Annotated in this window: 30 protein-coding genes; 8 read left to right on the top strand and 22 right to left on the bottom strand. The window is 41.2% G+C overall.

All coding sequences use genetic code 11. The annotated features are described in order from the left end of the window. On the top strand, window positions 1-96 hold a 96-nt coding region (locus ICE89_RS08505), incomplete at its 5' end, for an IS3 family transposase (RefSeq protein ID WP_216264981.1). Window positions 97-193: 97 nt separating this feature from the next. Here ICE89_RS08505 and ICE89_RS08500 read toward each other — a convergent pair. The 4 genes from ICE89_RS08500 to ICE89_RS08485 all read right to left on the bottom strand — a co-directional run bounded on the left by ICE89_RS08500 (window position 194) and on the right by ICE89_RS08485 (window position 1,733). Then, entirely contained in the window at window positions 194-475 is a 282-nt protein-coding gene (locus tag ICE89_RS08500) for an HU family DNA-binding protein (protein WP_216265525.1), read from the bottom strand. 53 nt (window positions 476-528) lie between these two features. After that, entirely contained in the window at window positions 529-795 is a 267-nt protein-coding gene (locus ICE89_RS08495) for a RodZ family helix-turn-helix domain-containing protein (protein WP_216265524.1), read from the bottom strand. Window positions 796-804: 9 nt separating this feature from the next. Next, on the bottom strand, window positions 805-1,326 hold the full coding sequence (locus ICE89_RS08490; protein WP_216265523.1) for a CDP-diacylglycerol diphosphatase: 522 nt from the start codon (window positions 1,324-1,326) through the stop codon (window positions 805-807). A gap of 170 nt (window positions 1,327-1,496) precedes the next feature. Next, window positions 1,497-1,733 (bottom strand): hypothetical protein, encoded by a 237-nt coding sequence (locus ICE89_RS08485; RefSeq protein WP_216265522.1) that lies wholly within the window; start codon window positions 1,731-1,733, stop codon window positions 1,497-1,499. A 303-nt stretch (window positions 1,734-2,036) separates the two neighbouring features. Here ICE89_RS08485 and ICE89_RS08480 point away from each other — a divergent pair, with 303 nt between their 5' ends. Then, entirely contained in the window at window positions 2,037-2,216 is a 180-nt protein-coding gene (locus ICE89_RS08480) for a hypothetical protein (RefSeq protein WP_216265521.1), read from the top strand. A gap of 3 nt (window positions 2,217-2,219) precedes the next feature. On the opposite strand, the gene ICE89_RS08475 is transcribed toward ICE89_RS08480, so the two are convergent. Continuing rightward, on the bottom strand, window positions 2,220-2,396 hold the full coding sequence (locus ICE89_RS08475; RefSeq protein WP_161491188.1) for a hypothetical protein: 177 nt from the start codon (window positions 2,394-2,396) through the stop codon (window positions 2,220-2,222). Between the two features lie 250 nt (window positions 2,397-2,646). On the opposite strand from ICE89_RS08475, the gene ICE89_RS08470 reads away from it, so the two are divergent. Next, window positions 2,647-2,808 carry a hypothetical protein gene (locus tag ICE89_RS08470; RefSeq protein WP_216265520.1) on the top strand — a complete coding sequence of 54 codons (162 nt, stop codon included), beginning with the start codon at window positions 2,647-2,649 and terminating at the stop codon, window positions 2,806-2,808. A 127-nt stretch (window positions 2,809-2,935) separates the two neighbouring features. Continuing rightward, on the top strand, window positions 2,936-3,133 hold the full coding sequence (locus ICE89_RS08465) for a hypothetical protein (RefSeq protein ID WP_216265519.1): 198 nt from the start codon (window positions 2,936-2,938) through the stop codon (window positions 3,131-3,133). Between the two features lie 24 nt (window positions 3,134-3,157). Here the strand turns inward: ICE89_RS08465 and ICE89_RS08460 are convergent, their stop codons facing one another. From ICE89_RS08460 to ICE89_RS08440, 5 genes are all read right to left on the bottom strand, one after another. Beyond that, window positions 3,158-4,183: an alpha/beta fold hydrolase gene (locus ICE89_RS08460; protein WP_216265518.1), complete on the bottom strand. Its 1,026-nt coding sequence runs from the start codon at window positions 4,181-4,183 to the stop codon at window positions 3,158-3,160. Between the two features lie 541 nt (window positions 4,184-4,724). Continuing rightward, window positions 4,725-5,675, bottom strand: a complete 951-nt coding sequence (locus ICE89_RS08455) for a hypothetical protein (protein WP_216265517.1) — start codon at window positions 5,673-5,675, stop codon at window positions 4,725-4,727. A gap of 115 nt (window positions 5,676-5,790) precedes the next feature. Continuing rightward, window positions 5,791-6,210 (bottom strand): hypothetical protein, encoded by a 420-nt coding sequence (locus ICE89_RS08450; RefSeq protein ID WP_216265516.1) that lies wholly within the window; start codon window positions 6,208-6,210, stop codon window positions 5,791-5,793. A gap of 264 nt (window positions 6,211-6,474) precedes the next feature. After that, window positions 6,475-6,618, bottom strand: coding sequence for a hypothetical protein (locus ICE89_RS08445; RefSeq protein WP_216265515.1), 144 nt, complete (start codon window positions 6,616-6,618; stop codon window positions 6,475-6,477). 88 nt (window positions 6,619-6,706) lie between these two features. After that, window positions 6,707-7,144, bottom strand: coding sequence for a DUF6641 family protein (locus ICE89_RS08440; RefSeq protein WP_216265514.1), 438 nt, complete (start codon window positions 7,142-7,144; stop codon window positions 6,707-6,709). Window positions 7,145-8,153: 1,009 nt separating this feature from the next. Between ICE89_RS08440 and ICE89_RS08435 the strand changes: the two genes are divergently transcribed. Further along, the gene (locus ICE89_RS08435) at window positions 8,154-8,720 is read left to right on the top strand and encodes a site-specific integrase (protein ID WP_216265513.1); all 567 of its coding nucleotides are present in this window, start codon (window positions 8,154-8,156) and stop codon (window positions 8,718-8,720) included. A gap of 6 nt (window positions 8,721-8,726) precedes the next feature. On the opposite strand, the gene ICE89_RS08430 is transcribed toward ICE89_RS08435, so the two are convergent. Next, complete coding sequence (locus tag ICE89_RS08430; protein WP_216265512.1) at window positions 8,727-9,476, bottom strand: hypothetical protein; 750 nt, start codon at window positions 9,474-9,476, stop codon at window positions 8,727-8,729. A 138-nt stretch (window positions 9,477-9,614) separates the two neighbouring features. Between ICE89_RS08430 and ICE89_RS08425 the strand changes: the two genes are divergently transcribed. Genes ICE89_RS08425 through ICE89_RS08415 form a run of 3 tightly spaced genes read left to right on the top strand, consistent with a single transcriptional unit; the run spans window position 9,615 to window position 11,311 of the window. Beyond that, window positions 9,615-10,406 carry a hypothetical protein gene (locus ICE89_RS08425; protein ID WP_216265511.1) on the top strand — a complete coding sequence of 264 codons (792 nt, stop codon included), beginning with the start codon at window positions 9,615-9,617 and terminating at the stop codon, window positions 10,404-10,406. A 60-nt stretch (window positions 10,407-10,466) separates the two neighbouring features. After that, window positions 10,467-11,135 carry an AAA family ATPase gene (locus ICE89_RS08420; protein WP_216265510.1) on the top strand — a complete coding sequence of 223 codons (669 nt, stop codon included), beginning with the start codon at window positions 10,467-10,469 and terminating at the stop codon, window positions 11,133-11,135. Next, window positions 11,132-11,311, top strand: a complete 180-nt coding sequence (locus ICE89_RS08415; RefSeq protein ID WP_216265509.1) for a hypothetical protein — start codon at window positions 11,132-11,134, stop codon at window positions 11,309-11,311. The genes ICE89_RS08420 and ICE89_RS08415 overlap by 4 nt, the downstream gene beginning before the upstream one ends. An 84-nt stretch (window positions 11,312-11,395) precedes the next feature. Here ICE89_RS08415 and ICE89_RS11800 read toward each other — a convergent pair whose 3' ends face one another. The 11 genes from ICE89_RS11800 to ICE89_RS08360 all read right to left on the bottom strand — a co-directional run bounded on the left by ICE89_RS11800 (window position 11,396) and on the right by ICE89_RS08360 (window position 24,319). Continuing rightward, window positions 11,396-12,670: a tyrosine-type recombinase/integrase gene (locus ICE89_RS11800; protein ID WP_216265508.1), complete on the bottom strand. Its 1,275-nt coding sequence runs from the start codon at window positions 12,668-12,670 to the stop codon at window positions 11,396-11,398. 91 nt (window positions 12,671-12,761) lie between these two features. Beyond that, window positions 12,762-15,437, bottom strand: a complete 2,676-nt coding sequence (locus ICE89_RS08405; protein ID WP_215275103.1) for a DEAD/DEAH box helicase — start codon at window positions 15,435-15,437, stop codon at window positions 12,762-12,764. Between the two features lie 6 nt (window positions 15,438-15,443). Next, on the bottom strand, window positions 15,444-16,976 hold the full coding sequence (locus ICE89_RS08400) for a site-specific DNA-methyltransferase (RefSeq protein WP_215275104.1): 1,533 nt from the start codon (window positions 16,974-16,976) through the stop codon (window positions 15,444-15,446). 42 nt (window positions 16,977-17,018) lie between these two features. After that, window positions 17,019-17,969: a DUF5655 domain-containing protein gene (locus ICE89_RS08395; RefSeq protein ID WP_216265507.1), complete on the bottom strand. Its 951-nt coding sequence runs from the start codon at window positions 17,967-17,969 to the stop codon at window positions 17,019-17,021. A gap of 658 nt (window positions 17,970-18,627) precedes the next feature. Beyond that, window positions 18,628-19,641, bottom strand: coding sequence for a cytochrome d ubiquinol oxidase subunit II (gene cydB, locus ICE89_RS08390; protein WP_216265506.1), 1,014 nt, complete (start codon window positions 19,639-19,641; stop codon window positions 18,628-18,630). A 2-nt stretch (window positions 19,642-19,643) separates the two neighbouring features. Next, window positions 19,644-20,996, bottom strand: coding sequence for a cytochrome ubiquinol oxidase subunit I (locus ICE89_RS08385; protein WP_216265505.1), 1,353 nt, complete (start codon window positions 20,994-20,996; stop codon window positions 19,644-19,646). Window positions 20,997-21,155: 159 nt separating this feature from the next. Continuing rightward, complete coding sequence (locus ICE89_RS08380; RefSeq protein WP_215273603.1) at window positions 21,156-21,686, bottom strand: YeeE/YedE thiosulfate transporter family protein; 531 nt, start codon at window positions 21,684-21,686, stop codon at window positions 21,156-21,158. Window positions 21,687-21,688: 2 nt separating this feature from the next. Further along, window positions 21,689-22,243 carry a YeeE/YedE thiosulfate transporter family protein gene (locus tag ICE89_RS08375; RefSeq protein WP_112318536.1) on the bottom strand — a complete coding sequence of 185 codons (555 nt, stop codon included), beginning with the start codon at window positions 22,241-22,243 and terminating at the stop codon, window positions 21,689-21,691. Between the two features lie 45 nt (window positions 22,244-22,288). Then, entirely contained in the window at window positions 22,289-22,501 is a 213-nt protein-coding gene (locus ICE89_RS08370; protein WP_216265504.1) for a DUF2892 domain-containing protein, read from the bottom strand. A gap of 96 nt (window positions 22,502-22,597) precedes the next feature. Further along, the gene (locus tag ICE89_RS08365; RefSeq protein ID WP_215279283.1) at window positions 22,598-23,314 is read right to left on the bottom strand and encodes a Crp/Fnr family transcriptional regulator; all 717 of its coding nucleotides are present in this window, start codon (window positions 23,312-23,314) and stop codon (window positions 22,598-22,600) included. A gap of 195 nt (window positions 23,315-23,509) precedes the next feature. Further along, window positions 23,510-24,319, bottom strand: coding sequence for a sulfite exporter TauE/SafE family protein (locus tag ICE89_RS08360; protein WP_216265503.1), 810 nt, complete (start codon window positions 24,317-24,319; stop codon window positions 23,510-23,512). Between the last annotated feature and the right edge of the window lie 16 nt (window positions 24,320-24,335).

Here is a 24,335-nt window from a genome sequence, read left to right as displayed (position 1 = left end):
GAATATATCCACTACTACAACCATGACCGAATCAAAGAAAAGCTAAAGGGATTAAGTCCGGTTGATTACCGAACTCAATCCCTCGTGCTAACCTAACTAAACTGTCCAACTACTGGGGGTCAGTTCAGAGGGTGGTTTTTTTCATTTCATACTCTTGAGACTAATTCGAGGCGACTAAAGATTGATAATTTAATTACTTGCGCTTATTAACAGCATCTTTAAATGCTTTGCCTGCAGTGAATTTAACTGTCTTTGCGGCTGGGATCTTGATCTCCGCACCGGTTTGTGGATTACGTCCAATACGAGCAGAACGCTTGCCAGACTTGAACGTACCAAAACCGATTAACTGAACATCATCGCCTTTAGTAAAGGCTTTGATAATATTTTCAATTGCTGAACTTAAGGCACGCTCTGCTGATGCTTTGGTAATGTCCGCACCAGCGGCAATCATTTCTACTAATTCTGTTTTATTCATTTCTTGAATTCCAGTTATAGGTGGGAAGTAAATTTTGCATGTCAATGTGACACTTAACTGCAACCCTCTAACTCTTTTAAGTAGTCAGCCTCTTTGAGGCCTAAATAATTCCCAATCCTTCTAGCGGCATGAATCTTAATCTGCATTGAATAGAAAATGAGATATGAATCACTTTCTTCCATTTCTTTAATCTGCCATTTGCTAAGACAAACAGCGTTTGCTAATTCTTCTTGCGTTAGCCCTTTTTCTTGCCGCGCTTGTACTATTGCTTCTTTTAATATTTTTAATTCTTTTGGAGGATTTGTTTTTGAAAATTTCATATCAACTCGCTAATTACAGGACCATTGAGTAAATGCGGCCTCAGGACTGTTGGGCGTAACTACAACTATATATTTGCCAGGTGACTGCTGGGCTACCAATACACCATAATCAATCAGCTCCTTAGACCTTGCATCTTTCTCAGCTGTTGCCCAAATATTCTCTAGGCTATTAACGTAGCTAGGTGCATATTGAGAAAAATTAGATCGGGCATTTTTATCTAACCTGACCAAGTGAATATGTAATTGATTCTGTGTTCTCTGTGATTTAGGGTTTACAACTAAAGCAATTAAATCGAGCTCAATTCGTTCAGTAGCAACATCCCAAGCAAATTGCCAAATACCCTCTTGTCGATTTAAATCTTCTACACCAGTAATAACCTCTCGTGGCATAGCAAGCCCATGAACAAACTCTGCAGGACATCCGCACATCTTAATGTCTCTGATTGCGGCGTATTGCGTATTGAGCGCCCAAACTTCATTTGTTTTCTTGCACTCAGAAACCCCACAATTAGCGTCACGTCTAGGCAACATACACTGGCTACAGTAATTAGCTTTTGATGGGTCGACACACTGAGAAACAATGTGCAACAAGATGTCGTCCCTAGCAACAGTAATGGCAAAGGCTTGTGATGAGACGCCTATGGAAACTATTAACGCTAAAGCAACCTTTGGCCAAAATGCTCTAATGATTGCGCCCCACACTATTCTTCTAGCTCTAACTCAAGATACAAACTAGATTCAGCATCGGCCAACTCTGCGTACTCCATCGCCGCCATCTGGTCGTCAAATGACAGTTGTGCAAAACGCTCTGCCACTTCAAAATTCTTTTCTCTGTAGTTATCTAAGGCTAACAATTGATTCCATGCCGCCTTTTGATAATACTCGGCAGACATTCTTCTTAAGTCGATAACTTTGTCACTTTGGTTTTGATCTTGCATTTTCTATCTCCTTCAATTTGTAATTGAACTTGACTGTGATGCTCTACCTTTCATATGACATCTTTATGAACTTTCTAACTGTCTTTGTCACATTTGAATCCTATAAATCAAGCTCAATTATGACAATTTCACCACTTAAAATTTTCTAGAAAATATTTCAGTGAACGATAGATTTGTCACATTTATTCATCAAGAATAAATGCTACTTATGGGAGATGAAGAGCAGTCCTGCTCCTTTCTGGTCTCCTCAGTTTGCTCTAACAGCCCATAGGTAACCATGGGATTAATTTAGGGAGAGTATTGATGACTACCTTTACTACTGAAGATCGCGAACTCGTTGAAAAAGAGCCTATTCCCTTTTATGGCTACTACCACTTAACCGATCCATCGCCAAAGGATGCGAACCCACTTTTACATCCGGTATTAAAGAAAATACAGTTGGAATACCGAGTAGATGACAGCAGTGAGGATTTGGAAGATTAGGCTTTAATGCTCTTTATGTTTCTTACCCAACTTCTCGGGTTTACCATTTCCATAAAGACACCACTGTTTGATTTCCTCAGTGAGATGTTCAACATCCTTCATCTTCAAATTCTTAAAGTCTTCAAGCCCAATAGTTCCAGTCACTCTTAGTTTTTCTATAGCCTCTTTTAATGCGCTCATCTTGAAGCCTTTTCTTGTTGAAATTGATTTTTTGACTCTAATTTAGGTCATTTTTTACGAGATTAATGCAGGTTTAATCTATTTTGAGGCATTTTGGAGTTTTATGACCAAATGACGACAAATAGTTCTTTTAATAATGAACTTAAGCTCTTTTAGTCTAAAAAGTTATTTTGCTGTCATGCAATATTCATCAATAAGGCCCATACTAACTAAGTATTAACCCTAGTATTTTTAACCAAAGGAGCCTTAAATGACACAATTATTGAGTCTCTTAAATCAAGTCTTTGGCAACCAGACCAAAAGCAATGATTTAGAGCAGTACATCAATAGCCGCAACCCTAATAGCCATCAGCAGGTAGAGCAACTTACTCGTGACTACCTGCATCACTACACAAATTCTAGGGGGCTATAAATCATGAAAAAACTAAAACGCCTGTTCATTAAAGCGGCTTTGGCTTGGGTTGAAGCTCGTAAAGCCTACGCCAGTCGCTATATTAATCACCGCCTAGGTTCATGAGCTTAATTTAGGAAAATACCAAATGAAGTTAACCGTCTTTCGTTACAAAGTCTGGGATCATCAAGATGATGATCATGTTCACGTTGCGCCTTACTATGCCATTCGAGAATATATCGAGCACCTAGAAGGCGCAACCGTGATTGAAGATGATCATTTGGAAGTAGATGAGTCTGATCTTGATGCACACGGACGAATTGCTGTAAGAGACGAAGGACAGTGAGTAAGCGTCGCTTAAATCGACGCTTTAGTTCACCAGATCTTTTGGGCGAGTAATAGGTCTTAGACTCATTTGTGAATGTATAAAATCACATACTAGATTGTCAAATGGTACTGGATGGCCTGCATTTAAAACCTCAAAGGTATTCAAGCGAGGGATAAACGCCTTGATCTCCTGAACACGTTGCTCAGTGCATATCTTAGATTCCCCGCCATAGACCAATCCAACCTTGCCTTTAAAGCCCTCTAGTGCTTCATGAAAATTCATGCCCCACACATCGGCACGATATGAGAGGTCAAAATGCCCAGGAAGCTGTACATCAGCGATTGCTTTTACATCAACACTCAATTCTTTGGCAAGCTCTCGAACTTCTTTGAAGCCTAGCTCATTTTTCATAGACTTATAGAGGGTATACAAAGCAGTCCAATTCACCGTTAAAGCGATATCGTTTAGAACGATAGCGTTAATCTTTTTATCAAAAATCTTTGTAAGATACATTGCTAAGACTCCGCCCATACTGGTGCCCAGAATGGTGAGTCTTTGATGCGTCTTACCTCCAACCAATATAGCGCCTTGAATTAACTCGCTAACATCTGAGAGGTACAGGGACATCTTGTAGGCCCCATATTCATCAATATAGTCAGACTCGCCTCTGCCTGAAAAATCAACGCTAATGACTTTGTAATTTTCAAACTTTAAAAAATAATCATGAATTATCGAAAAGGATGTCTTTGTCTCAAGTAATCCTGGCAGACAAATTAAAATGTTTTCTGCATTCATGTCTCCTGAAACGGTATAGGCTATTTTTCGAGGATGCTGTTCATCTCGAATCTGAAAATATCGGGTTTCAGGTGCAATGCTAACCACTCTTATTGATGTAACGGGAGATGCCTCTAGATTGCTTTCCAAAGGCATAGATTGTGGGGCCTTTAAGGCGGCAGCTTCTTGAACAACTTGGGCAACAGTTGCGGTGAAATAATGATTAGAAGGCCGAATCCACTGGATGACTTTTACTTTCGCCTCCATCAGTACATTGAAAATCTTTTTTTTCATTCAACCATACCTATCAACAGTTATTCGGATTCATCAATATCAAGCTTTTGACTGTACAGAGTCTTGATGACAGAAATAATTAAGATGCACCAGAATAGCAAACAAGCTAACTGACCCTAGATAAGCGTCGCTTAAATCGACGCTTGAGCACCACAGGGATGAGAAATTGGTTTGTCGTTTTAAACGACATTCCGAGTCAAGAGGAAATCTGGAAGACTTAGGGAAATGGTGCCAGAACGCGGCTAAGACTAGGGATTCTATGGACCACATCTAATGTTCGGAGATTTCTTGGTGGCCCGGGGCGGAATCGAACCACCGACACAAGGATTTTCAAATATCCTCCGATAGACCGCTTCGTCTATGAAATCAACTGGTTACGCCACCCCTGACATTTCGTGCGCAAAATTTACAAAATGCGTCGGTCAAAATCCTGAGCGTAATCAGAAAGTTACGATAGCGTGTTGAAACTGTGCGCAAACAGTAAAGCCAATATGTGTCGGTCATCCACCATGGTTACTCGCAACGTCGTTTAAAACGACACCTATTCTGATGACATATCAAAGGAGAGCCCTAAGTCATTTGGAAAATTTTTCACGTATCCAGCAATCCATTCAGCTCTAAGCGTATCAAAGTCGGTGATTTCATAATCCCCTCGCTCCACAATCTTATCTAAATCAAGCGCCTTCTTAGACCCGACTTGATTGCCTTGCTCGTCGATTTGATATCCATCAACATTGATTTTAATTCTTGAACCGCTTGCATCCAATATCAAGTAGTCAGGCTCTTGGTTGTCATCAAATAGATATGCACCAAAGGCTTCTCCTATGTAGTCATAGTTTTCAGCCTCCTCCAGCCATTCATCGGACTCTTCTTCAGACGGCTCTGTAAAAATTATCTTTTTATTTCTTATTTCAACTTTGTATGTTTCGCCCCAATTAAAGTCGGCATTTTCTTCATTTTGCAAAGAAAGCCAATTAGGAACTGCCATCCCATGGTCATTTTCCATTGCGCAACATAACTCACCGCCATTATTTTTGTCGCACAAAAATCTTAGTCCGAAAGCATCTCCCATGTTCATTTTTACGGCTTTGATATCGGAAAACTTAGTAGGCGTTATATCCGACATAAACTCATAAATTTTTATCCCCAACCTCTCGTAATAGACTTCGAAAGGTAGCTTCAAATAATTGGGCTTAGTAGCTTTATTAGCTTGGACTTTTTTAACAACGACTTTCTTGGCGGGGGTCTTTTTAGTTGCAACCTTTTTAACTGCTTTTTTAGCAACAACTTTCTTTGCAGTCTTTTTGATGGCCGCCTTCTTAGCTACCTTTTTAGGCGCAATCTTCTTTGACGCCTTCTTGGCAACAACTTTTTTAGCGGTTACTTTCTTTTTAACTATCTTTTTTACTACTGGCTTTTTAGCTACTTTCTTAGTTGCCGCCTTCTTTATAGCTACTTTTTTCTTTGCCTTCTTTGCTGGTGCCTTAGCCATTGCCACTCCAAGTTAAATTAAGTTAATAGTAATTATTTTCACTATGCCAGTCAGTCAGATTTTCTGTCAATAAATTTATATATAGATTGTCTAAAAATACCGCGCTTTTGAACCATTAGAGCGTTTTTCTTGGCAACGTTCCATATGACAGATTTATTAATTCATCTTTTTCTTTGTTTGCCTTCAACGCATCTGCTGGGCTGAGTGCTTTGTTGTTCAATGGCTTTGGGGCTCCAGTATTAGGCGGCATTTGCTTATGCGCAAACTTGTGTGCCTGCGTTGCCATGGGCTGTGCTTTAGTTTGTGGATTAGTCGGATATAGCGGCTTTGGTTTTGGTAAGGGCTTTGGCATTGCGGCATATGGTGCTGGCTTTTGTGCCTTAGTCGCCTTGGCCTTTGACTTGAGTGTAGGTTGCGCCGCCTTATGCCTAGCTTGCGAATCAGCCTGCTGTTTAATAGCACTCCAAGTGTTGTCAATAATGACTCTTAATAATCCTAATTGCTCTTCTGGGTTGGTAACTTCTTTAATTTTCATGGCACTCTCCTTTTATTATATTTAGCGAGTAGTGCCTTAGATATATTGGAATCATGTCGTATTCGGCTCTTCGCCATGTGGCTCGCCTCTACGATGTGGGCTTCAGCACCCAACTCATTTCTAATCCCGCCAGCTGGCGAGAAATTTCATTGACGCCGTTACACCAAAACGCCCTAGCTAGGGCTGGTGTAGACGTCTTGTGCTTCGCTAGTTCGTCGGGGCTAGCTCGCCCCGACTATCGGGTGCCATGCATGGCACCCCTAGTTAAACTTCTGTTGGCAAGTGAACTATGTTGTCAGCACCATATTGCCCCTGTAGCAAGAAGTAAGCATCTTGGCTATTGTCGGCAACTATCCTTGTTTTAACTACGTAACCATTAGCCCGAACGTAGGCTTCAAATGTTTTCATTTAATCCTCCAAAAAGAGCAGAACTAACACCATTAGCAATAGCATTAGTTCTGTATTCATAATTTGTCGTTTAAAACGACATTCGAAGTTAACGCCCAAACCCAGCACGAACAGCGCCACTGGCCTGTTCAATTTGGGTATCGAGTTCGCCTGCTTCTACAGCGCCTTTAATAATCTCCAGCGCTTTAATAAGCTCTTCACCCGAGCCTACCTCTACAGCAGTCTTACCTTTGGCAAATTCAATAATCTTTGCGCCATAGCGAATGTTTAAGCAAACTTTTCCATCGGCCGCCACATACCACCACTGGCGTACACGCTTTTCAATTTCAATATTCTTACGTGAGCCATCGTAGTCTTTAACTGTTTTAAATTTCTTAACAGTAAAAGTGCCACCCTCCTTTTGGGCTTTAGCTAGTTGAATTTGTTCCCATACCTTGGAGCCTAGCTTATTGCGGCGATGAAGGATGGGTGGAATTGCTGTTGGTTTTTTAGAATTGACTAATTTCAAACTATTAAGTGTGCTCATCTTTTTCTCCTATAAGTTAATGGGCACAGTTAATTTATTGTCGGCCTTTTCGAAAGAGCAACCTCTTTATGCCAAAAGCCACATATACCTAATAATCACATTCATTTCTACTCTTCTTTTATTAGGTTTCGCTAAATAACTTTATAAATTACTACTGAAACAAGAGCAGTGGCACTCAGTCGTTATGTCACCCTAAAGCTGGACTTAGAGTCGCAGTCATGGAAATTCTGGGCAGTAGCAGAGACTTCGTATCACTATCCTTTACCGGACGCCATTAGAGTTGCTTACTAATTGATACAAGAATATTTCAGCACAAAGATTAAAAGATCACGAGCAAGCTCTGCCCACACAGCATTCTTGCGAACGGTACAAAGGTAGCCACTTATTGCTTTTGTACATGTTGCGTTTTACGGCCGCACATAAAAGGAGATAGCGAAACCGCCCTTACCCAATCGGGTTGTGCCCTAAGTGGTGTAGTAAAGAACTCGGAGAAAGTCTTTTCCCTTATTTCTTCTCTACAACTGAGCCTGTTGCTTAAGGCTCAGTGTAGGTTGAATCTGGAGAAAGCCAATACAAACAATTTAAGAAGAAAGAAATGTGATGAGCGACAAGCGAAATCACAAGCGAGTGTTAGCTCGCTTACTACTAAGGGGTATAGGTAGAAAATCACCACCCTGAAAGTTTAAGTACTTCACCTTAATTTTTCGTAGCGCACAAATTTAATAGCTGTAAACCCATTCAGGGTAAATCCGTCGTATAAGCAGTGATTAGGAGTTATCGCTTACTTGGGTAGCTGAGCCCGAAATCAAACAGCTTGTAGGGCTTATAAATACTTCATGAAATATCGTGGCGAAAATGCCACGAAATCATAATCTAATGTGTAAAAGATTATGAAATCAGCTAAGTCTTTGAATTTTGGAAGGTTCTTTCTTAGCCATTTTCGGTTGCTCAAACCAAACATACGAAAACATACTGTAGCTCTGTATTTAATATATTTTGAGGAGAACGTATGTCACAAGCAAGAGTTTTAAATCCACAAGAACTGCGTAGAGTTCTAGACCATGTTGCTACACGTAGGCACAGCGCACGTAATCGCGCTATGTTGCTACTAACGCACTACGCGGGTATGCGAGTAGGTGAAGTTGCCGCCCTACGCATAAACGACGTTTTAAACAGCGACAACACAATTAAGGATGAAGTGCGCTTAATGCCCGAGCAAACCAAAGGAAAGCATGCTCGTACTGTTTACCTAAATGAACGTATGCGTAAGGAGATTAGCCAGTACTTGCGTGTACTTCGTATTAAAGATGCCAGCAAGCCTTTGTTCTATACCCAAAAACAGGCTGGGTTCTCTGCTAATTCACTAGCTCAGTACTTCTTCTATCTCTATCGCTCTTGTTCACTAGATGGCTGTAGCTCACATTCGGGAAGAAGGTCGTTTTTGACAAGCCTCGCAAACAAGGGGACTGCTATACATATTCTCAAATCCCTCGCGGGGCACCGCAACATTAGCACCACCGCCAGCTACCTATACTCAAGCCCAACCCAACTTAAAGCCGCAGTCGAGCTAGTGTGATGATTTTTAAACGACGTCACTAGTCAAGGGGAATCTACCCAATGCGGCATTAGCAATCATCTTTTCTGCATTGGTTATATAACGCTTCACACTAGCGCCCATGACATTTCTAAATACTTGCCGTTCATTCATACTCATATCGTCTGTAGTCATAGCAGAGGGCACTAATCGCATTTGCTCGCCAATCTTCCAAAGGGGAACTTTGGGCTTTTCGTATTTAACTTTTAGATAGTTGTCATAAACCTGCAATGTCTTTTGTAGGTTTTCAATCGTATAACTACGTTCTAGCGGATAGTTTGCTGTACTTTTATCTAAGTTACTTTTCTTTCGCCCAGGCTTATCTGCATGATGGCGCTTGTCTAGCAATCTTATAAGTCGGCTTTGAATATATCTTCGGCTAGACGTTAGTGGAATAGCCACTACAAGTACCTCATCCCTTGTCCATGCCTCATCCCATTCGGCTTTATCTTCAATCTCCCTAAGTGTTAATTCGGGGATAGTTTCAGAAAATAGATTTCCACCACGCTCACCTTCCACCCACCACCTCTTAAAGTTATCTTCACGCACATCGCCAAAGTCTTTATATAGCTTGGATAACTTACCTTTGCCGCCCTTTTCACAACAAGCCAAATAGTCTTCATTTCGGCGTAGATACACCCACCACCAGTAATACGGACTTTGCTGTTGGTAAGACAAAGTACGCGGCTTGTTCTTGGTACCAAAAGTAGGGTGAGGTGCGAGAAATCTTCTTAACATTTCTTAACTTTCTAATTAACACTAATTGATTGTACATCTAAAAAACAGCCTAAATCAGCATAATGGATACATGGCCAAGAGGTTAAATTTCTTAACAATCAGTCATACTTTTATACACACATAGAAAGGCAGTAAATCATGAATACACTTATGAACGCAGTAGAAACAACAGTAACTAGCAATGTCGTTTTAAACGACAAACCAGCACAGGCTGTTGGAAATTCCAATGTAGTAGTTAATGCGACTAAATTGCTTGCCAGCATGGAAGCAAAGCGCATTACATGGGAACAAGGCGCATATAGAACTAGTAATTTAGAGCTCTATAAAGTTTTGGCAGATTGCCTACTATTTGCAGGCGAACTAACAGTAGCCGAGTCTAAACAGCGTAATACCGCATTAGAAGCATTCTTCACAGAGCGTGGCTATAAGTACAAAAAGGACTCGCACATCATTGCTCGTGTGGTTCGCGCTGTATTTGGCAACATTGACCGCCGCCGCATTAGTACATATGTCTTAGTACTACGCCAAGCTCAAAAGTCTAAAGTTGAAGCAACGCAGTTAGCGCAGTGGATTGAAGATGGTGGTGGCATTCAAGAAATCAAACTTGCCCGAAGCGCCACTTTTATCAGCCCTACAGGTAAGGCCTCTATTGCCAAAGCAGACTTTGAGAACTTGCCAGTACTAGCCATCGCCAAGTCGGAGCAACTTAGTCAACTAGCTGATGCAGGCTATGTGGGTGAGGATTGCGTGCTAATTGCTGAGCAACTAGCTGATGGTGGGTTTGCCATTCGTGCATTAGTCCGTAAAGAAGGCGCAGTCAATGCGGCTTTCACGGCCTTGTATGGCGATATCAAATCGCAAGAGATTGCCGCCAAGAAAGAAGTAAATGCGGCTAATGATGCTGATGGCGCTATTGCTAAACAAGCGTAATTAGAAACATGAGGGTGTTATGAGCACCCTCATATAAACAAATACATGAAAGGAATAAAAATGTTTATCAGAAAGGATTTTAAATATGAGCCCAACCAAATTAGCGACATCATCTGGGGCAATGCTGAGAGTCGTTTGCGAATCGAAGATATTGTCAGCGGTGCCGAGGCGTTACCTCACTGCGGCAAATCAGCCGTTCTTCTTTACGGAGTCTTTGGTACAGGTAAAACCACGCTGGCCAAAATGCTACCTAACGCAATTGAAAAAGGCAGAACAGGTGATGGGCTAGGCTGGGAGGCTGACTTTATTGGTTGCCAGCAAGGCTTTAATGGCCCACAAGTCATGGTGCTTATTGAAAAGATATTAAGTAGAAATTCACTTAATACTAGCGGCTTACATTACTTTATCTTGGATGAGGTGGATAACCTTACCAAGCTAGCCCAACAAAGTCTGAAGTCTGCACTTAATACTGACAGGGGCATATTCATTCTCACAACTAACAATATCTCTGAGCTTGATAAAGGCTTAAAGGACAGGTGCGTGTTAGTTGAAATGAATGCGGCGCCAGTTAGCTCTTACCTGCCATTAGCTAAGAGTTTAATAAGCGATATGGGTGTTGTCATTAGCGATATCGACTTATTGCCAACTATCTCTGCCGCCAATGGCTCATTAAGAAATCTCATACATAACGTTGAGAGACTTGCTAGACGCAATAAGGGGGATTTATGAAACAAGTATGGCTCGTTCAATCGAAAGACGAAACATATGTCGTAGATGCTTATGACAATGAAGCGGCCGCAAAGGATTGCGCCGATTATTATCGCGGCTGGATTCATAAATGCTATTCGGTTGATGTCGAATCAGAATTTATCAAACCAGATGATTGGGAAGATTACGACGATTAACAATTAGGCAACATGTACACACCACCCTAAAGCCCGCTTATTAGCGGGCTATTTTATTTGTCGTTTTAAACGACATCCCGAGTATTAGGCTAATTGCTCAGCTGCCATAGTAGGAGTTAGCTTTGAATAGTGCCGCTCAATCATGGCCGCACTATTGCCCATTTGTTTTGCCAGCGTATGAATATCAGTCTTATTTTCTAATAACTCTAAAGTAGCATAGGTATGACGTAGTGAATATAAGGTTCGCATTTGACCATCTTGGCTCATTGCTAGCCCACTATCGCGCATGAGCTTTTTGAATGTGCCATCTATACGCAAAGGTTGATGCCCGTCTGCCATGACAAATAGCCTCTGTGGCGCGCGAACTTCAAACAGTCTATCGAATGGAATGTCATATACGGCTTTTTGGCGGCTATGTAATCTCTTGAGAACATCAACAGCTCTATGCTTGGCTATGAGCCAGCGTCCTCCAGTTTTACCATCTACCCATATACGGAGATATTTCTTTCCATCATTGGTGTGCCATTCAATATTGTTCCAGCAGATATTCAGTGCCTCAGTGCCATGACGCATACCCGTCAATAAAAGCATCTCTACATAGTCGCGAACTAATGGGCGAATCTCTCGCTCTACCTCTAGACGTCCTTCCTTAGCCCACTTCTCCATATAGTCAAATAACTTAGTAATCTCTTCGCGACTAAAAGCTGGACGGGTTTTACCTTTATGCCCACGAGTAGTTAATTTGGGTATTGCCACTCGCTCACTAATCCAGCCTTTATTAACTGCTGTCTGTTGTAGCTTTGCCCAAGCACTGGCAAAGTTCATTAGGGTGCTGGCTCTGGGCACCTTGTTCATTTGTCTATTACGCCAAACTTCAAACTCATGCACATCGGTATAGGTTATTTCTTCTAGTCTTTTGTCACCAAAGTAAGGCAGAAAGTATTTCTCAATGCAGGTGATGTAGCTACCGTACACACTCTTGCCTATACCCACATCCAAGTCTTGCCGCATTGAGTAGAGAGTGGCGTGTGCAATTTCTGCAAACGTGGGCGACTTTTGTGCAAGCCCTAGTCTTTGGCGATATCTGGTTTCATCGTAAAGATCACAAGCCATTCGTACTGCGTGCTCAATACTTGCTTGGCGGGTAGTCTGACGATGCCATGAGCCATCTTGCAATCTAAAGCGGCAATGCCAAAGTGGGCTTCCGGGTCTGCGGTGGATTACTACCTCGCCATCACGCAAGTAAAGCTCGGTGGGCTCTGCGTATTTGAGCTGGCTTAAGGCTGTGGGTTGGGATTCTTGTAGTGGTGAGGAGATTACTTCTAGGTGACTTTCAGGTACTTTGATTACCTTAGTCACTTTGTAGGCGGATTACTGTTGTCATACAGCTATTTTATTTTCAGACTTTTAGTTGGACAACCTTCGTATGAAACGTCCTTTAAAAGGACGTTCATATTAGCTTATCTTGTATCTGCTTCTCTACCGACCGTCCTTTGTCATCATGAGCCACAGCAAATAAAAATAAACATTGCCCATTGCTGGCTTTTTCCCATTGCTCGCCAACTGAAATTTTTTCTCTTGAATCATCATTAGTTGCGTAAGGGTCACCCTTGTACTCAACCGCAAGTATTCGACCATCCATTAATTCAGCAACAAAATCTGGATAAAAGTAGTCTGTGGAAGTTGGCAACCAAAATGATTGCTTACTTTGCCTCTCTATATTTCTTACCCAATATTTCACGCTGGGATTTGAATCCAACATTAAGGCACAAGTAAATTCCTCTGCGGTTCTGCCTGATGCAGTTTTTTCTTTCAAATCATGTATTACTGGGTAGTAATGTTTTTGGAACTCATAACTTCCCCTATATAAACTTCTTGCGGCGTACTCGCCTGACTTATATTGAAAACTAAAAAACTTAATCTCGTCTTGACCTGCAATTTGCATCTTGGGCAGACTGGATTGAAATCCTTTTTCTATTGCTAAATTTCTCAATCTATTAATTTCTTGCCTTATAGCAGTAGATAAGGGATTTTTTCCACGAACCAGTGATGTTTTTGTAAAACCCCTATCAACAATTAAATGGGTGATTAATTTTTTTAAATACACTTGTAGGTCATTTTGGGTGATTCCCCAATAACGATCCATTACCTGTTGATCCAACCATCTAATGAGATCATTTTCTGTGACATCGCTTTCTAAGCTATTTAAATCTATCTGATGGTTGGTGGACATCTTCCAAGTAACCCGCTGGCCAGATATATCTATTTCAAATTCCTTTGTATCTTCATTTAAATTGAACCCCGCCAATTGTGGTGGGCTGGAGCTTAAGCTCCAACTTCCCAATGAAGATAAAGTTTCCTGCTCAACCAAATCTAACGAACCATCTAACTCAATACAAAGCTGAGGAATCGGACTGAATTCATATCCGAGTAGAGCTGGGGACTTAATTGCTTGTCGAATAGCATGATGATCATCAAATTGACTTCTTACGCTTTCTTTATCTCTAGCCTTTACAGATTCCGTTACAAAAAGCTGGGCCTGCTTAAGCTCTTCCGAGTTTTGATAATTAACCACTAAAACAGCGCCTTGAGAATTCATCCGTACCTCAACAAGCTGTTTTATTTGTTCAGGCCAATTTTTAGTATCTGGAGCGGCTGAGACTTGAATTAGGCACTCGGGTATCTTGATAGCTTGTTTTGATCCATCTCCACCAGAGCCTTGGTTGTCTGCAGGTAAAAGGACCGATGCGAGTTCAAGTCTCTCAAAGCCCATATTTTGAACCATTCGGTCTTTTAATCCTGCCGCCGCTTCAGCAAAATTTTCTGCAACTATATGTGCGTATGCTTTATTGAGCGGCTCTTGTGAACGGTTTTTTGCATAAGGCATGCGAAGCACCCTGCCCAATAATTGCTCTACATCTTTCGAGGAGTTGACCGATTGCAAGGAAGCCAATACGTACGCAAAAGAACAGTCCCAACCTTCTTTTAGCGCCTCTACAGTTATCACATATTTAATGGGGCAATCTTTGTCAAAAAGATTAATGTTTTCTAAGCCCCTCTCCGAACCAGTGGCAACTGCAATATCTTCCTCGGGAATATGCTCGTCATTAATAAGATAGTCTTTTACTACCTCAACTACCGCCTCATTCCCACGAGGAGCCGCCTGAATTAAAACTATGGGCCGTATATATTCGGCTTCATTTTCGGCAAGAGTGGCTAACTTTTTTCTTGTTAAAATTGCATCCCTCAAACAGTCTTTCCATCCTGTTGGGTGCTCAGCCAATACGATTGGTAGCTTTATCATTTGCTCAGCTTTTAATTCTTGGGCGGAGACATGATAAAGAACGTTATTCCCCCTTACGGGAGTAGCTGTAAGTTCGATTACACAGGAAGGATTGAGCCTATCCAGGGTTGTAAAAAATGTATCCGTTCGATTATTGTGTGCTTCATCAACAATAATTATTGGATTTTGTAAGTTGAGCCAATTTGCAACTGAATATTTGACTCTTCCCAAGTCCTTTTCAGTTAAGTATTTCTGCACTTCTAAATCTTCGTTAGTAACCTTTTCCAAAAGATCCGTTTGATTCTTTTGTAGACCAGAAAAATGTGGTGCCAATTCTTCAAAAAAAGAATAAACATTTCTTTTTGCAGTATTAGTAACATTAAAAGATTGAATAGTAGCTACAACAATAATGCAGGTGCTACCTACATCTTGTGGATTTATTGTTTGTAAACCCTCCAGATCAGCCACCCGAACTCGATCGCCATATGATTTAGCGATTGCCTGTCTATATGGATGACTTGGATCTGACAAAGCCTCTACTGTTTGGCTTCTAATAACATCTGAAGGTGTCAACCATAAAACTACTGGAGACTCGGATATCAGCATTGATTTCGCGGCAATATCAATGCTATAGGCCGCAAGTAAGGTCTTTCCGCCACCTGTTGGCACCCTCAAACATACTGAAGGTGCACTCCTAAAAATTTGATTAAAGGGCTCATTAAATCTATCCTGCCTCTCTAAAGATTTATTAAATGCCTCCTGATATGTCATGCTTCGGGATAACAATAAAAAATCTTTCAGTACATCCAAAGCATTTATTTGATAGTTTTTTAATTTAATCATTTATCTCTAGATTACATTAATGTCATATGGAATCTGCTTAAAAGTAATCTTTTCAGCATCTAGGCGACTGGAACCTAATCTAGTGGTTTCACCATAAATTACCTTAGGCCCATCGTGAGGGAAAATTTCATTTATAGCCTTGACAACATCTTTTGTTAAAACATTACCACTACTAGGCTTTCGATCCCCAAGTATTCCGTTATACAAAAGATAGTATGCGGTGCCCTCATAAATTCCTAACAATGGGTTTTTAAAATCGCCGCTTGAAGGTAAATTAGTTTCAAAGTGCCAAATAAAACTGGCCAATTCTTTAAAGTTAATCTCAGGATTTATCAATCCCGTCTCTAAAAATGCTGGCGATGAAAGAGTGCAAAAATTAAATCCACCCCCTTCTATCCAATTCGCAACATCAGAAACCCCACCTCTCTCACCTTTAATCACTTGCGTTAGCCTCGGTACACAATGCGTTTTTGCATGTTCGCCAAATTCAATCCCGATATATTTACGAAGCATCTTATGTGCAACAGCCGCAGTTGTTCCAGAGCCAAGAAAAGAATCCAAAACAAAATCGCCTTCATTGGTAGCAATTTCTAGTATTCGCCGTATTAAAAATTCAGGCTTTGGAGTTGTAAAAGCCTGAGTATCTGGGAATAAAGCCTTGATCTCTGCTTTTGAAGTTCTATTGCTCCCAACATCCGCATGAGTCCAAATTGTTTCTGCAGGCCTTCCAGTAGTTGTATCGGCATAAATGCGGAAATATGGACTCCAACCATTTCTTCCATTTACCCAGTCAATTCGACCTAACTCCTCATTAACCTTATCTTTACTCCAACGCCATGCTCCATCTTTGCCATCTGTCCTAACTGGAAAAATGACTGAGCCATCAGGCGCTGTTAAACCGTAATACAAGTTAGGTCTAGATTCCCTTGAATCGCCCTGCCCCCCCATTGCGCGAAGTGGCTTTGTGTAATATTGCCTTCCACTTTCATCGACTCGGTTGTAATGTTCTTGAGTCTCTTGCTTGAGACGTTTTAATGAAAAATTATCAATAGACTTTGAATAGACCAAAATATGATCGTGACGGGAAGAGAAGAAGTGGGAATCCATTTTTGGACTATCTGATTTTTCCCAAACAACGTTTGCAACAAAATTTGCTCTTCCAAAAATTTCATCCATTAAAACTTTGAAGTAATGGGCTTCGTTATCATCAAGTGACACCCAAATACTGCCATCCTCAGCCAACAAATCCCTCAACAGCACCACTCTTGGATACATCATTGATAGCCACTGAGAATGCTCTAACTTATCGTCATAGTGAGTAAAGGCTGACTGAGTGTTGTATGGCGGATCAATAAAAACGCACTTTATTTTGTTTGCAAAAAAAGGTTTTAATGCTTTTAGAGCAAGCAGGTTATCGCCTTGAATTAAAAGATTTTCAGTTTCCTCGCCATATTTTTTTTCTTTTTTAATTAAATGATATGGAACATTTCTAGCAACTTGAATTGCTTCGTTCTTGTTTATCCAATCTAAAAATGGCATCTTTACCTTACTGTAACTGTCCTTTAAAAGGACATTTCATGATCACTGCATCGAATCATATTTTTGTTTAATTAACCATAAGGCATACTCCAAATCATCTTTTGATTTAACATCAAATGAATAATTTGCGCCCTTGTTGCCGCTTGCCCAATTAAAATCTCTTTCGCGACAATAATTTTTTGGGTCGTCTAATGTAAAAAAGTCCTTTGACTTTGTGCCGTCTGGATACTCTATTCCCCTATTGATCTCTATTACCAAGTTATTTTTTCGAAAATGAACATAACAAATGTTTGTTGTATTTCTTTTAATGCTTACATAGTGCTTCTTGGTTGATAGCCCAGTATCACCAAGGCCCAAAAAGTGCTCTTTTATTTGATCCCATAACTCTATACAGGTCTCACTAGACTTCGATAGATGATCACTTTCTTCTACAACCTCAATCTCGGAGCTAACACTAGAAATCACAGAGCTTGATTTACTTATCTTCTCAACACTCTCTTTTGAAGTTGGCTTATGTTGCTCTAGGCCAATCAAGTCATTGCTATAGCGCCTAATCTCCCATAGCTCAAAAGGCATATCACGAAAATTTACACTATTTTTTTGATAGGTATTGAAAGCTGGCGATACAAAGATTACTCTTGATTGCGTCCAATCAACCTCATCGCGCTTTAATGCCTTACCAGTCCTTTCTTGAAACTCAAGAATGAACTCGGCCTTACTTTCTAACATTGTGGACAAGTAGGAGTAGCCTTGATCAACCACTGAATAGCTGCTGCCCTTCTTGTATTCAACGATAACAAATGCTGATGCTTCCTCATCAAAACCCAGAGTGTCTATGCGGAATTCGCCGACTGTAAATTCAGAAGAAACAAATTGAAGATCAAATAAGTTATTTAAATTAGCCTCGACCAATGCTTGAATGTCTTTCTCTAAATCAAACGCTGATTTCTCAACTGCTTTTAAGCCAGACTTTGTAATTTGATATAAATCCATTAACCCGCCTCATTTAATTTATCGCTTCAATTATTAGTACTATTTTGACACTTTTCTGATTAAAGTCGTTTAAAACGACATGGCAAGTAACCACCCTAGATGAGTGTCGATTTAAGCGACACTTGACTGACACAAGGATGGCTAATCCCCTCGTTCATAACTGTCCTTTTAAAGGACGCTTCTAGTCAAGGGGAAATCTGGAAGACCTAGGGGAAATGGTGCCTGACCGCGGCTAAGACTAGGTATTCTATGGACCACTTCTCGTGTTCGGAGAATTCTTGGTGGCCCGGGGCGGAATCGAACCACCGACACAAGGATTTTCAAATATCCTCCGATAGACCGCTTTCGCTAGGATTTCAAGGGCTTGAGTCACCAGTCTGGACTTGTCAAAAAATTGTGTGTCCTTGTGTCGGTCAAATTTGGTAATGAAATCAGAATCTTGCGAGGGGCAATTTTTCTGTGTGTACAGATTGCGTCGCCATACCACTCCAATCAATCACCATAGTGTCTATAAATGTCGTTTAAAACGACATTTATCGTTAATTATCACGGCGACTTTTACTTTGATAGCCATATATACGTATATATGCATATATAAGATGTCCTTTTAAAGGACGCTTCAGCAAGCGCCGATTTTATCGACGCTTACATTGCTGTTTTAGTAATAACTGAGCGGCTCGGTTTTGCCCCAGAAGATTTTGTAGGAATAAATGGTGTATCCAATAATAGTTGGTAGCACAATTACAGCACCCCAAAATATTACCCATAATGACTCTGTAGCAGAAGCCGCTTCCCAGATTGTCATTTTGTCCACGACGATGTAAGGAAACATGCTGTAAGCGATTCCTAAAAAAGCTAGAACAAAGATGGCTACGCTTAGGGCAAAGGGAATCCAAACTGGCGCCGGCTTATCTCTTTGCATTTTTAGCAAGTTCAAATCAATTAAGACAAAACACGCCAGAGTCAGAACTGGAAAAGGAAGCAAGAAAAAGATGTTAGGGAGGTTAAACCACTTAGCCGCAATCGCTGAACTAAAGAATGGTGTCGCTACAGAAATAATCCCAACACCTAGCGCCGTTAATAAGAGGCATTTTCTTGCCCAGCCAACAGCCTTAAGTTGTAACTCGCCAGACGTCTTCATAATCAGCCAGCTGGCCCCTAATAGAGCATATCCGGCAGGTAGACAAAGCGCCACGATGAAAGAAAATATCCAACCTAAGTAGCCGGAATCAAAACCAATCACCTCTCTACCAACCATCACTCCTTGGGATGCCGCCGCCAAGAAACTACCAAAAAAGAATAAAAAATTCCAGACTGCCTTCTGGCTCAAATGTGCTTTTGCGCGAAAGTCAAAAGATACGCCTCGCAATATTAAGCCGGCCAACATGATGCCCACAGGCAAATAAAGCTCGGTCAGAATGATTCCATGCGCCATTGGAAAGGCAATCAAGAGTACGCCAACTCCAAGCACTAACCACGTTTCATTCGCATCCCAAAAAGGGCCGATTGATGAAATCATAGTGTCTTTTTCGGGCTCACTTGCCTGATTCAGCAAGATACCTACACCAAGGTCGTATCCGTCCAGAACAACATAAGCAACCATTGCAATGCCCATTGCAACCAAAAAGAAAAGGGGCAACCAGCCAGATGGTTCAGATAAATTAGGAATCATGTTTATGCTCCGGCAATGCTGTTGGTCAAGCCTGATTTTTGCCCATCAATAATATGCACAGGATTAGTTTGTCTTGCCAAATAAAAAACCACCCAAATGTAAGAAACAATGAGCCCCAAATAAAGTGCTACGTACATTACCAGGGTGCCTAAAACCATATTGGCAGGTACTTTAGTAACCGCATCAGCAGTCTTAAGCACCCCATTAACAAGGTAGGGTTGTCTGCCTATTTCGGTGACATACCAACCAGCAATGACCCCCAACCAGCCAGAAAAAGTCATACCATTAAGAATCTTTAAAAACCACTTTGGTAGCTCTTTACTTTTTCTAGTCAGATAGAAACCAACGCCCGCAGTAAAGAGCATCAACATACCAATTCCCACCATAATGCGAAAAGCAAAAAACACGGGCTTAACTGGTGGAGTAGCGCCAGGGAAGGCATCTAAACCTTTCACCTCTCCATCTAATGAGTGGGTCAAATATAAAGATGCCAGCTTTGGAATGGCTATTTCATATTGATTAGCTTTAAGTCTTTCATCGGGTATGGCAAACAAAACCGCAGGGGCGCCTTTTGTTGTTTCCCAAATTCCCTCCATTGCCGCCACTTTTACAGGTTGATACTCCAATGTATTTAGGCCATGCAAATCACCAAGCACAATTTGAAATGGTGTCAATACAACCGCTACAGACATTGCTAACTTAATCAGGGCTCGGTTGCCAGAAAGATTAATACCCTTTAAACATCGATAAGCAGAAATGCCTGCAATTAAAAATGTTGCCGTCAAAAATGAGGCTGTCATCATATGGAACAAGCGATAGGGCATCGAAGGATTAAAGACAATCTCAATCCAACTGGTCGCATGTGCTTGTCCATTGATCATCACAAACCCTTGCGGAGTTTGCATCCATGAATCTAATGCAATGATCCAAAATGCTGAAAGCGAAGTACCGAAAGCAACTAGAAATGTGGCGACAGTATGAGCCCTTTGAGAGACTCGCTTAGAGCCAAACAACATGATTCCTAAAAAAGTTGCCTCAAGAAAGAATGCGGATAAAACCTCATAACCCAGTAATGGCCCTGCGATATTGCCTACAGTCTCCATATATCCAGGCCAATTGGTTCCAAACTGAAAGCTCATCGTAATGCCACTAACAACACCCAGAGCAAAAGTTAAGGCAAATATCTTGACCCAGAATTGATAAGCCTCACTCCATATCGAATCGCCTGTTTTATTAAATTTAACTTTGAAATAGAAGAGTACCCACCCCAATGCAATGGATATCGTTGGGAAAAGAATATGAAAGGTCATATTCGAAGCAAATTGAATTCTGCTAAGAATGAGCGTATCAATCATGGCTACCCTTTTTTTAATTTACCCTTTTATTATGCGCCTTAGAAGCATTAAAAAACATTGCTTGATTAGATTGCTCAACTATGGGTTGACCAGTTATCCCTTAAATCGACGCTTAGGTTAAGGGATGGCGAGAGCCAACTACAAAGCTCTCGCATACCTTCAAAGTCCTTTTTTCTCAAACCAGCGAAACATACCAAGGGTAATCAACGCGAATACTCCGGCAACAACCCATTGATTAACACCAATAGTCTCAGGTAAGCCAATCTTTCCTAAGTCGGCCCAAGCAAGCACCGTTGATTTAAAGAATGGATACATTTGGGCATAAATTCCTGCGCCTACAACCATACCAATCACGCCAAAGATTGCAGTCCAGCGACCTTCACCCACTGCACCTACTGAGGTACCGGGACAATAGCCCAAGACTGCCCAACCCACACCAAACAATGCGCCGCCCACCAAAATGCCACCGACATTCATTGCTTTAAGGCTCAATGTAATAAGCCCCATCTCATGCAAAGCTAAAACACCAAACATACCCACAACAATGGCTGAGAGCATGAACTTAAATATTGTCATGTCTTTTAATAGCAATGCGGCAACTTGCTTGTCATAGCGCAAGACACGCCCTTTTTGTAATAAGAAACCAAAGATAACGCCAGTTGCTAATCCTAATAGTTGATCTATAGACATGATTAGCTTGCCTTTCTGTACATGAAGTTTGCGACGATGACGCCAAAACCAAAGAACATGGCTAATGCGACAAAAGAACTTACTGATAACTGCATCATGCCGCTCAGTCCATGTCCACTAGGACAGCCATCGGCTAAGCGAGCGCCAATCATTGCCACGATGCCACCAACAAAAGCAAATACAGCACGCTTTGGAACTGAAGAGCCAAAACGTTTTTCCCATAATGGTGGCAAGCTTTCTAACTTAAAACTGCCATCCATTTTTGAGGAAAGCAATGCGCCAAAGAAGATGCCAATCACCATGAGAAATTGCCAATCAATGACAACCTTTTCTTTTGCGTAATAAACATTTTGTGCAACATAGCTAGGGTCTACCACTTGAACTGCTAGACCTGCCGCGCGAACAAAAGTAGTTGATGCTCCTAAGTAGGTGGACTTGCCCATATAAACGGTAGTCAGATAGACAGAAACGATAGCCAGCACTCCAACTAAGGCACCTGCCAAATAGGGACTCCAACCTTTAGAGCTAGATGCTCTAGTTTGTTCTGGATTGATCATCTTGGATCCTTATCAGTGATTTGCTTGTTAGCTGTTGGCAAAAGATTACTTAGAACAACTGCCATTGCCACAGCCAGCGCCGCAAGAATTGATTCCCAAGATTGGATACAGTGGGCAGAACTTAAATAAGCCAGTGGTCAGCGGAACAATGCCAATCCAGCCCCATGCACCAACCACATTGCTTGCGGCTAAACCAACTAAGACCAGTCCAACAGAGATGCGTAGTACGCGATCGATACGGCCAACATTACATTTCATATAACCCCCACATAGATAAGATTTGTTGATACTGATTGAGTCTATGCCTATCTGGGGGGAGGCTTTTGATCTAGATCATTAAATGCGATAGAAAGACTAAATTCCCTTTTCAGAGAAGTTACGCAATGTGTCGATATTGGGAATTTGTACGGAAAGACGGGTAATTTTGCTAATTAAGCCTTGATCAGCCATGGATGCCAAAGCCCTGCTAATCGTCTCAAATTTGACATCCATCATCAAACCCATGTCTTCGCGCTTAAACAGCGGCGCAATGGCAAAGGATCCCGATTGTTTAGCTAACTTTAAAAGGAAGCGGGCAAGACGCACCTCGATTCTTCCGGTATTAATCTCCGAGAACCATGATTCTGATTGGGATAATGCTTCGCCCCATTTCTTAACAATTTGACGATGAAGTCTTGGAGACTCCTCGCCTAAAGAAGAAATAATTGATTTAGGGATTTTGCATAAATGAACATTTGTAAGGGCAACTGCAGAATGCTCATAACGCTCGCCCAATAAAGCCTCCATGCCAAATAGATTTCCTGGCATTACCACCCTAATAATTCTGCTAGAGCCATCTGGGTTGACATGCAGTAATTTGATATAACCCTCTCGAAGGGTATAAAGATCTTGTGCAGTATCTCCTTGTGCATAAATGCTGGAGTAAGCTTCAAAGCTCAAATCATCTATCGGACTATGAATCTTTGAAAAGTCTTCTTCATTGAGTTCAGCAAATAATGCAGAACTCCTAATAGAGCATGCCTCACAATTACTATTGCCCTTCCATGCACTTTTGATTTCTATGGTCTTCATTGGCTTTATTAAGTGGGCATTTAGACTCGAATATTAAGGGCCTATTTTACAGTTTTGTCGTTTAAAACGACGTCGCATTAATATTGGAGGTGGATGATAGATTCCTTATATTCGTATATACGCATATATAAGATGTCCTTTTAAAGGACATCTCAGCGAGCGTCTATTAAAGCAACGGTTACTGCAATAAAAGTTTTATACCGCCTTATATATTAGGCTCAGCGCAACTAAGAAAGCAAAAATAGCAAAGATTTGTTGCACTCTAGTGCCGCTGATCTTTCTCTCCATTAGCTTTCCAAATACAAGCCCCACGAGTGATCCCAAAGCAAATAGGCTGGCAATCTCTACATTTAAATTGCCGGAAGCCAGAGATACAAGAGCCCCACCAGTAGAAACGATTGCCAGAACACCCAAAGAAGTTGCAACAATGGATTTCATTGGAAGGTCTGTAAATTTCTTTAGCGATGGCACTATGACAAATCCACCGCCAACTCCCAATAAGCCCGATAAGAAACCAGCAGTTAGGCCTGCATACATTAAAGACCTCGCACATGGCATAGTCCAAATCAATTTGCTAATAGACAAATCAAGCTGACAAGGTGGAGGGGTTGGTGAAGGCGGCAAAGTGCCATGAATAGTCTTATGTGCTTGTATGTATAGCCGTACAGACACAAAAATCAAAATAACACTGAATAGAAGTAGCAATGGCATATTGGGCACTTTGTTAGCAACCCATAGACCAATAGGAGACATGATTAAGCCAAAGATAGACATGAAGATCGCCGCTTTATAGCGTAGTACTTTTTCTTTTAGTCCAATAATTGCACCTGCTGTGGCCGATAGTGCAATAGCGCATAGTGCAATTGGGCTTGCTTCAGCCATTGGTAAGTGAACAAAGAAAACCAATATTGGCACGGAGAGTATGCCGCCGCCAGCCCCTGTAAGCCCCATTAAGATCCCAACAAACACACCTAAAGCTGGAATGATTAGTGTATGGGAATCCATTAGTTGGCCTTCAAGT

The organism is Polynucleobacter sp. AP-Kaivos-20-H2 (assembly GCF_018882215.1).
In the GTDB taxonomy this organism is placed as follows: domain Bacteria; phylum Pseudomonadota; class Gammaproteobacteria; order Burkholderiales; family Burkholderiaceae; genus Polynucleobacter.
Note: the sequence above shows the minus strand (reverse complement) of the source record. Positions and strands in the feature narration are given on the sequence as shown.

Coding starts and splice junctions, on each gene's coding strand:
- ICE89_RS08500 (WP_216265525.1), bottom strand. CDS start 475: ATGAATAAAACAGAATTAGTAGAAATGATTGCCGCTGGTGCGGACATT.
- ICE89_RS08495 (WP_216265524.1), bottom strand. CDS start 795: ATGAAATTTTCAAAAACAAATCCTCCAAAAGAATTAAAAATATTAAAA.
- ICE89_RS08490 (WP_216265523.1), bottom strand. CDS start 1,326: ATGTTGCCTAGACGTGACGCTAATTGTGGGGTTTCTGAGTGCAAGAAA.
- ICE89_RS08485 (WP_216265522.1), bottom strand. CDS start 1,733: ATGCAAGATCAAAACCAAAGTGACAAAGTTATCGACTTAAGAAGAATG.
- ICE89_RS08480 (WP_216265521.1), top strand. CDS start 2,037: ATGACTACCTTTACTACTGAAGATCGCGAACTCGTTGAAAAAGAGCCT.
- ICE89_RS08475 (WP_161491188.1), bottom strand. CDS start 2,396: ATGAGCGCATTAAAAGAGGCTATAGAAAAACTAAGAGTGACTGGAACT.
- ICE89_RS08470 (WP_216265520.1), top strand. CDS start 2,647: ATGACACAATTATTGAGTCTCTTAAATCAAGTCTTTGGCAACCAGACC.
- ICE89_RS08465 (WP_216265519.1), top strand. CDS start 2,936: ATGAAGTTAACCGTCTTTCGTTACAAAGTCTGGGATCATCAAGATGAT.
- ICE89_RS08460 (WP_216265518.1), bottom strand. CDS start 4,183: ATGAAAAAAAAGATTTTCAATGTACTGATGGAGGCGAAAGTAAAAGTC.
- ICE89_RS08455 (WP_216265517.1), bottom strand. CDS start 5,675: ATGGCTAAGGCACCAGCAAAGAAGGCAAAGAAAAAAGTAGCTATAAAG.
- ICE89_RS08450 (WP_216265516.1), bottom strand. CDS start 6,210: ATGAAAATTAAAGAAGTTACCAACCCAGAAGAGCAATTAGGATTATTA.
- ICE89_RS08445 (WP_216265515.1), bottom strand. CDS start 6,618: ATGAAAACATTTGAAGCCTACGTTCGGGCTAATGGTTACGTAGTTAAA.
- ICE89_RS08440 (WP_216265514.1), bottom strand. CDS start 7,144: ATGAGCACACTTAATAGTTTGAAATTAGTCAATTCTAAAAAACCAACA.
- ICE89_RS08435 (WP_216265513.1), top strand. CDS start 8,154: ATGTCACAAGCAAGAGTTTTAAATCCACAAGAACTGCGTAGAGTTCTA.
- ICE89_RS08430 (WP_216265512.1), bottom strand. CDS start 9,476: ATGTTAAGAAGATTTCTCGCACCTCACCCTACTTTTGGTACCAAGAAC.
- ICE89_RS08425 (WP_216265511.1), top strand. CDS start 9,615: ATGAATACACTTATGAACGCAGTAGAAACAACAGTAACTAGCAATGTC.
- ICE89_RS08420 (WP_216265510.1), top strand. CDS start 10,467: ATGTTTATCAGAAAGGATTTTAAATATGAGCCCAACCAAATTAGCGAC.
- ICE89_RS08415 (WP_216265509.1), top strand. CDS start 11,132: ATGAAACAAGTATGGCTCGTTCAATCGAAAGACGAAACATATGTCGTA.
- ICE89_RS08405 (WP_215275103.1), bottom strand. CDS start 15,437: ATGATTAAATTAAAAAACTATCAAATAAATGCTTTGGATGTACTGAAA.
- ICE89_RS08400 (WP_215275104.1), bottom strand. CDS start 16,976: ATGCCATTTTTAGATTGGATAAACAAGAACGAAGCAATTCAAGTTGCT.
- ICE89_RS08395 (WP_216265507.1), bottom strand. CDS start 17,969: ATGGATTTATATCAAATTACAAAGTCTGGCTTAAAAGCAGTTGAGAAA.
- cydB (WP_216265506.1), bottom strand. CDS start 19,641: ATGATTCCTAATTTATCTGAACCATCTGGCTGGTTGCCCCTTTTCTTT.
- ICE89_RS08385 (WP_216265505.1), bottom strand. CDS start 20,996: ATGATTGATACGCTCATTCTTAGCAGAATTCAATTTGCTTCGAATATG.
- ICE89_RS08380 (WP_215273603.1), bottom strand. CDS start 21,686: ATGTCTATAGATCAACTATTAGGATTAGCAACTGGCGTTATCTTTGGT.
- ICE89_RS08375 (WP_112318536.1), bottom strand. CDS start 22,243: ATGATCAATCCAGAACAAACTAGAGCATCTAGCTCTAAAGGTTGGAGT.
- ICE89_RS08370 (WP_216265504.1), bottom strand. CDS start 22,501: ATGAAATGTAATGTTGGCCGTATCGATCGCGTACTACGCATCTCTGTT.
- ICE89_RS08365 (WP_215279283.1), bottom strand. CDS start 23,314: ATGAAGACCATAGAAATCAAAAGTGCATGGAAGGGCAATAGTAATTGT.
- ICE89_RS08360 (WP_216265503.1), bottom strand. CDS start 24,319: ATGGATTCCCATACACTAATCATTCCAGCTTTAGGTGTGTTTGTTGGG.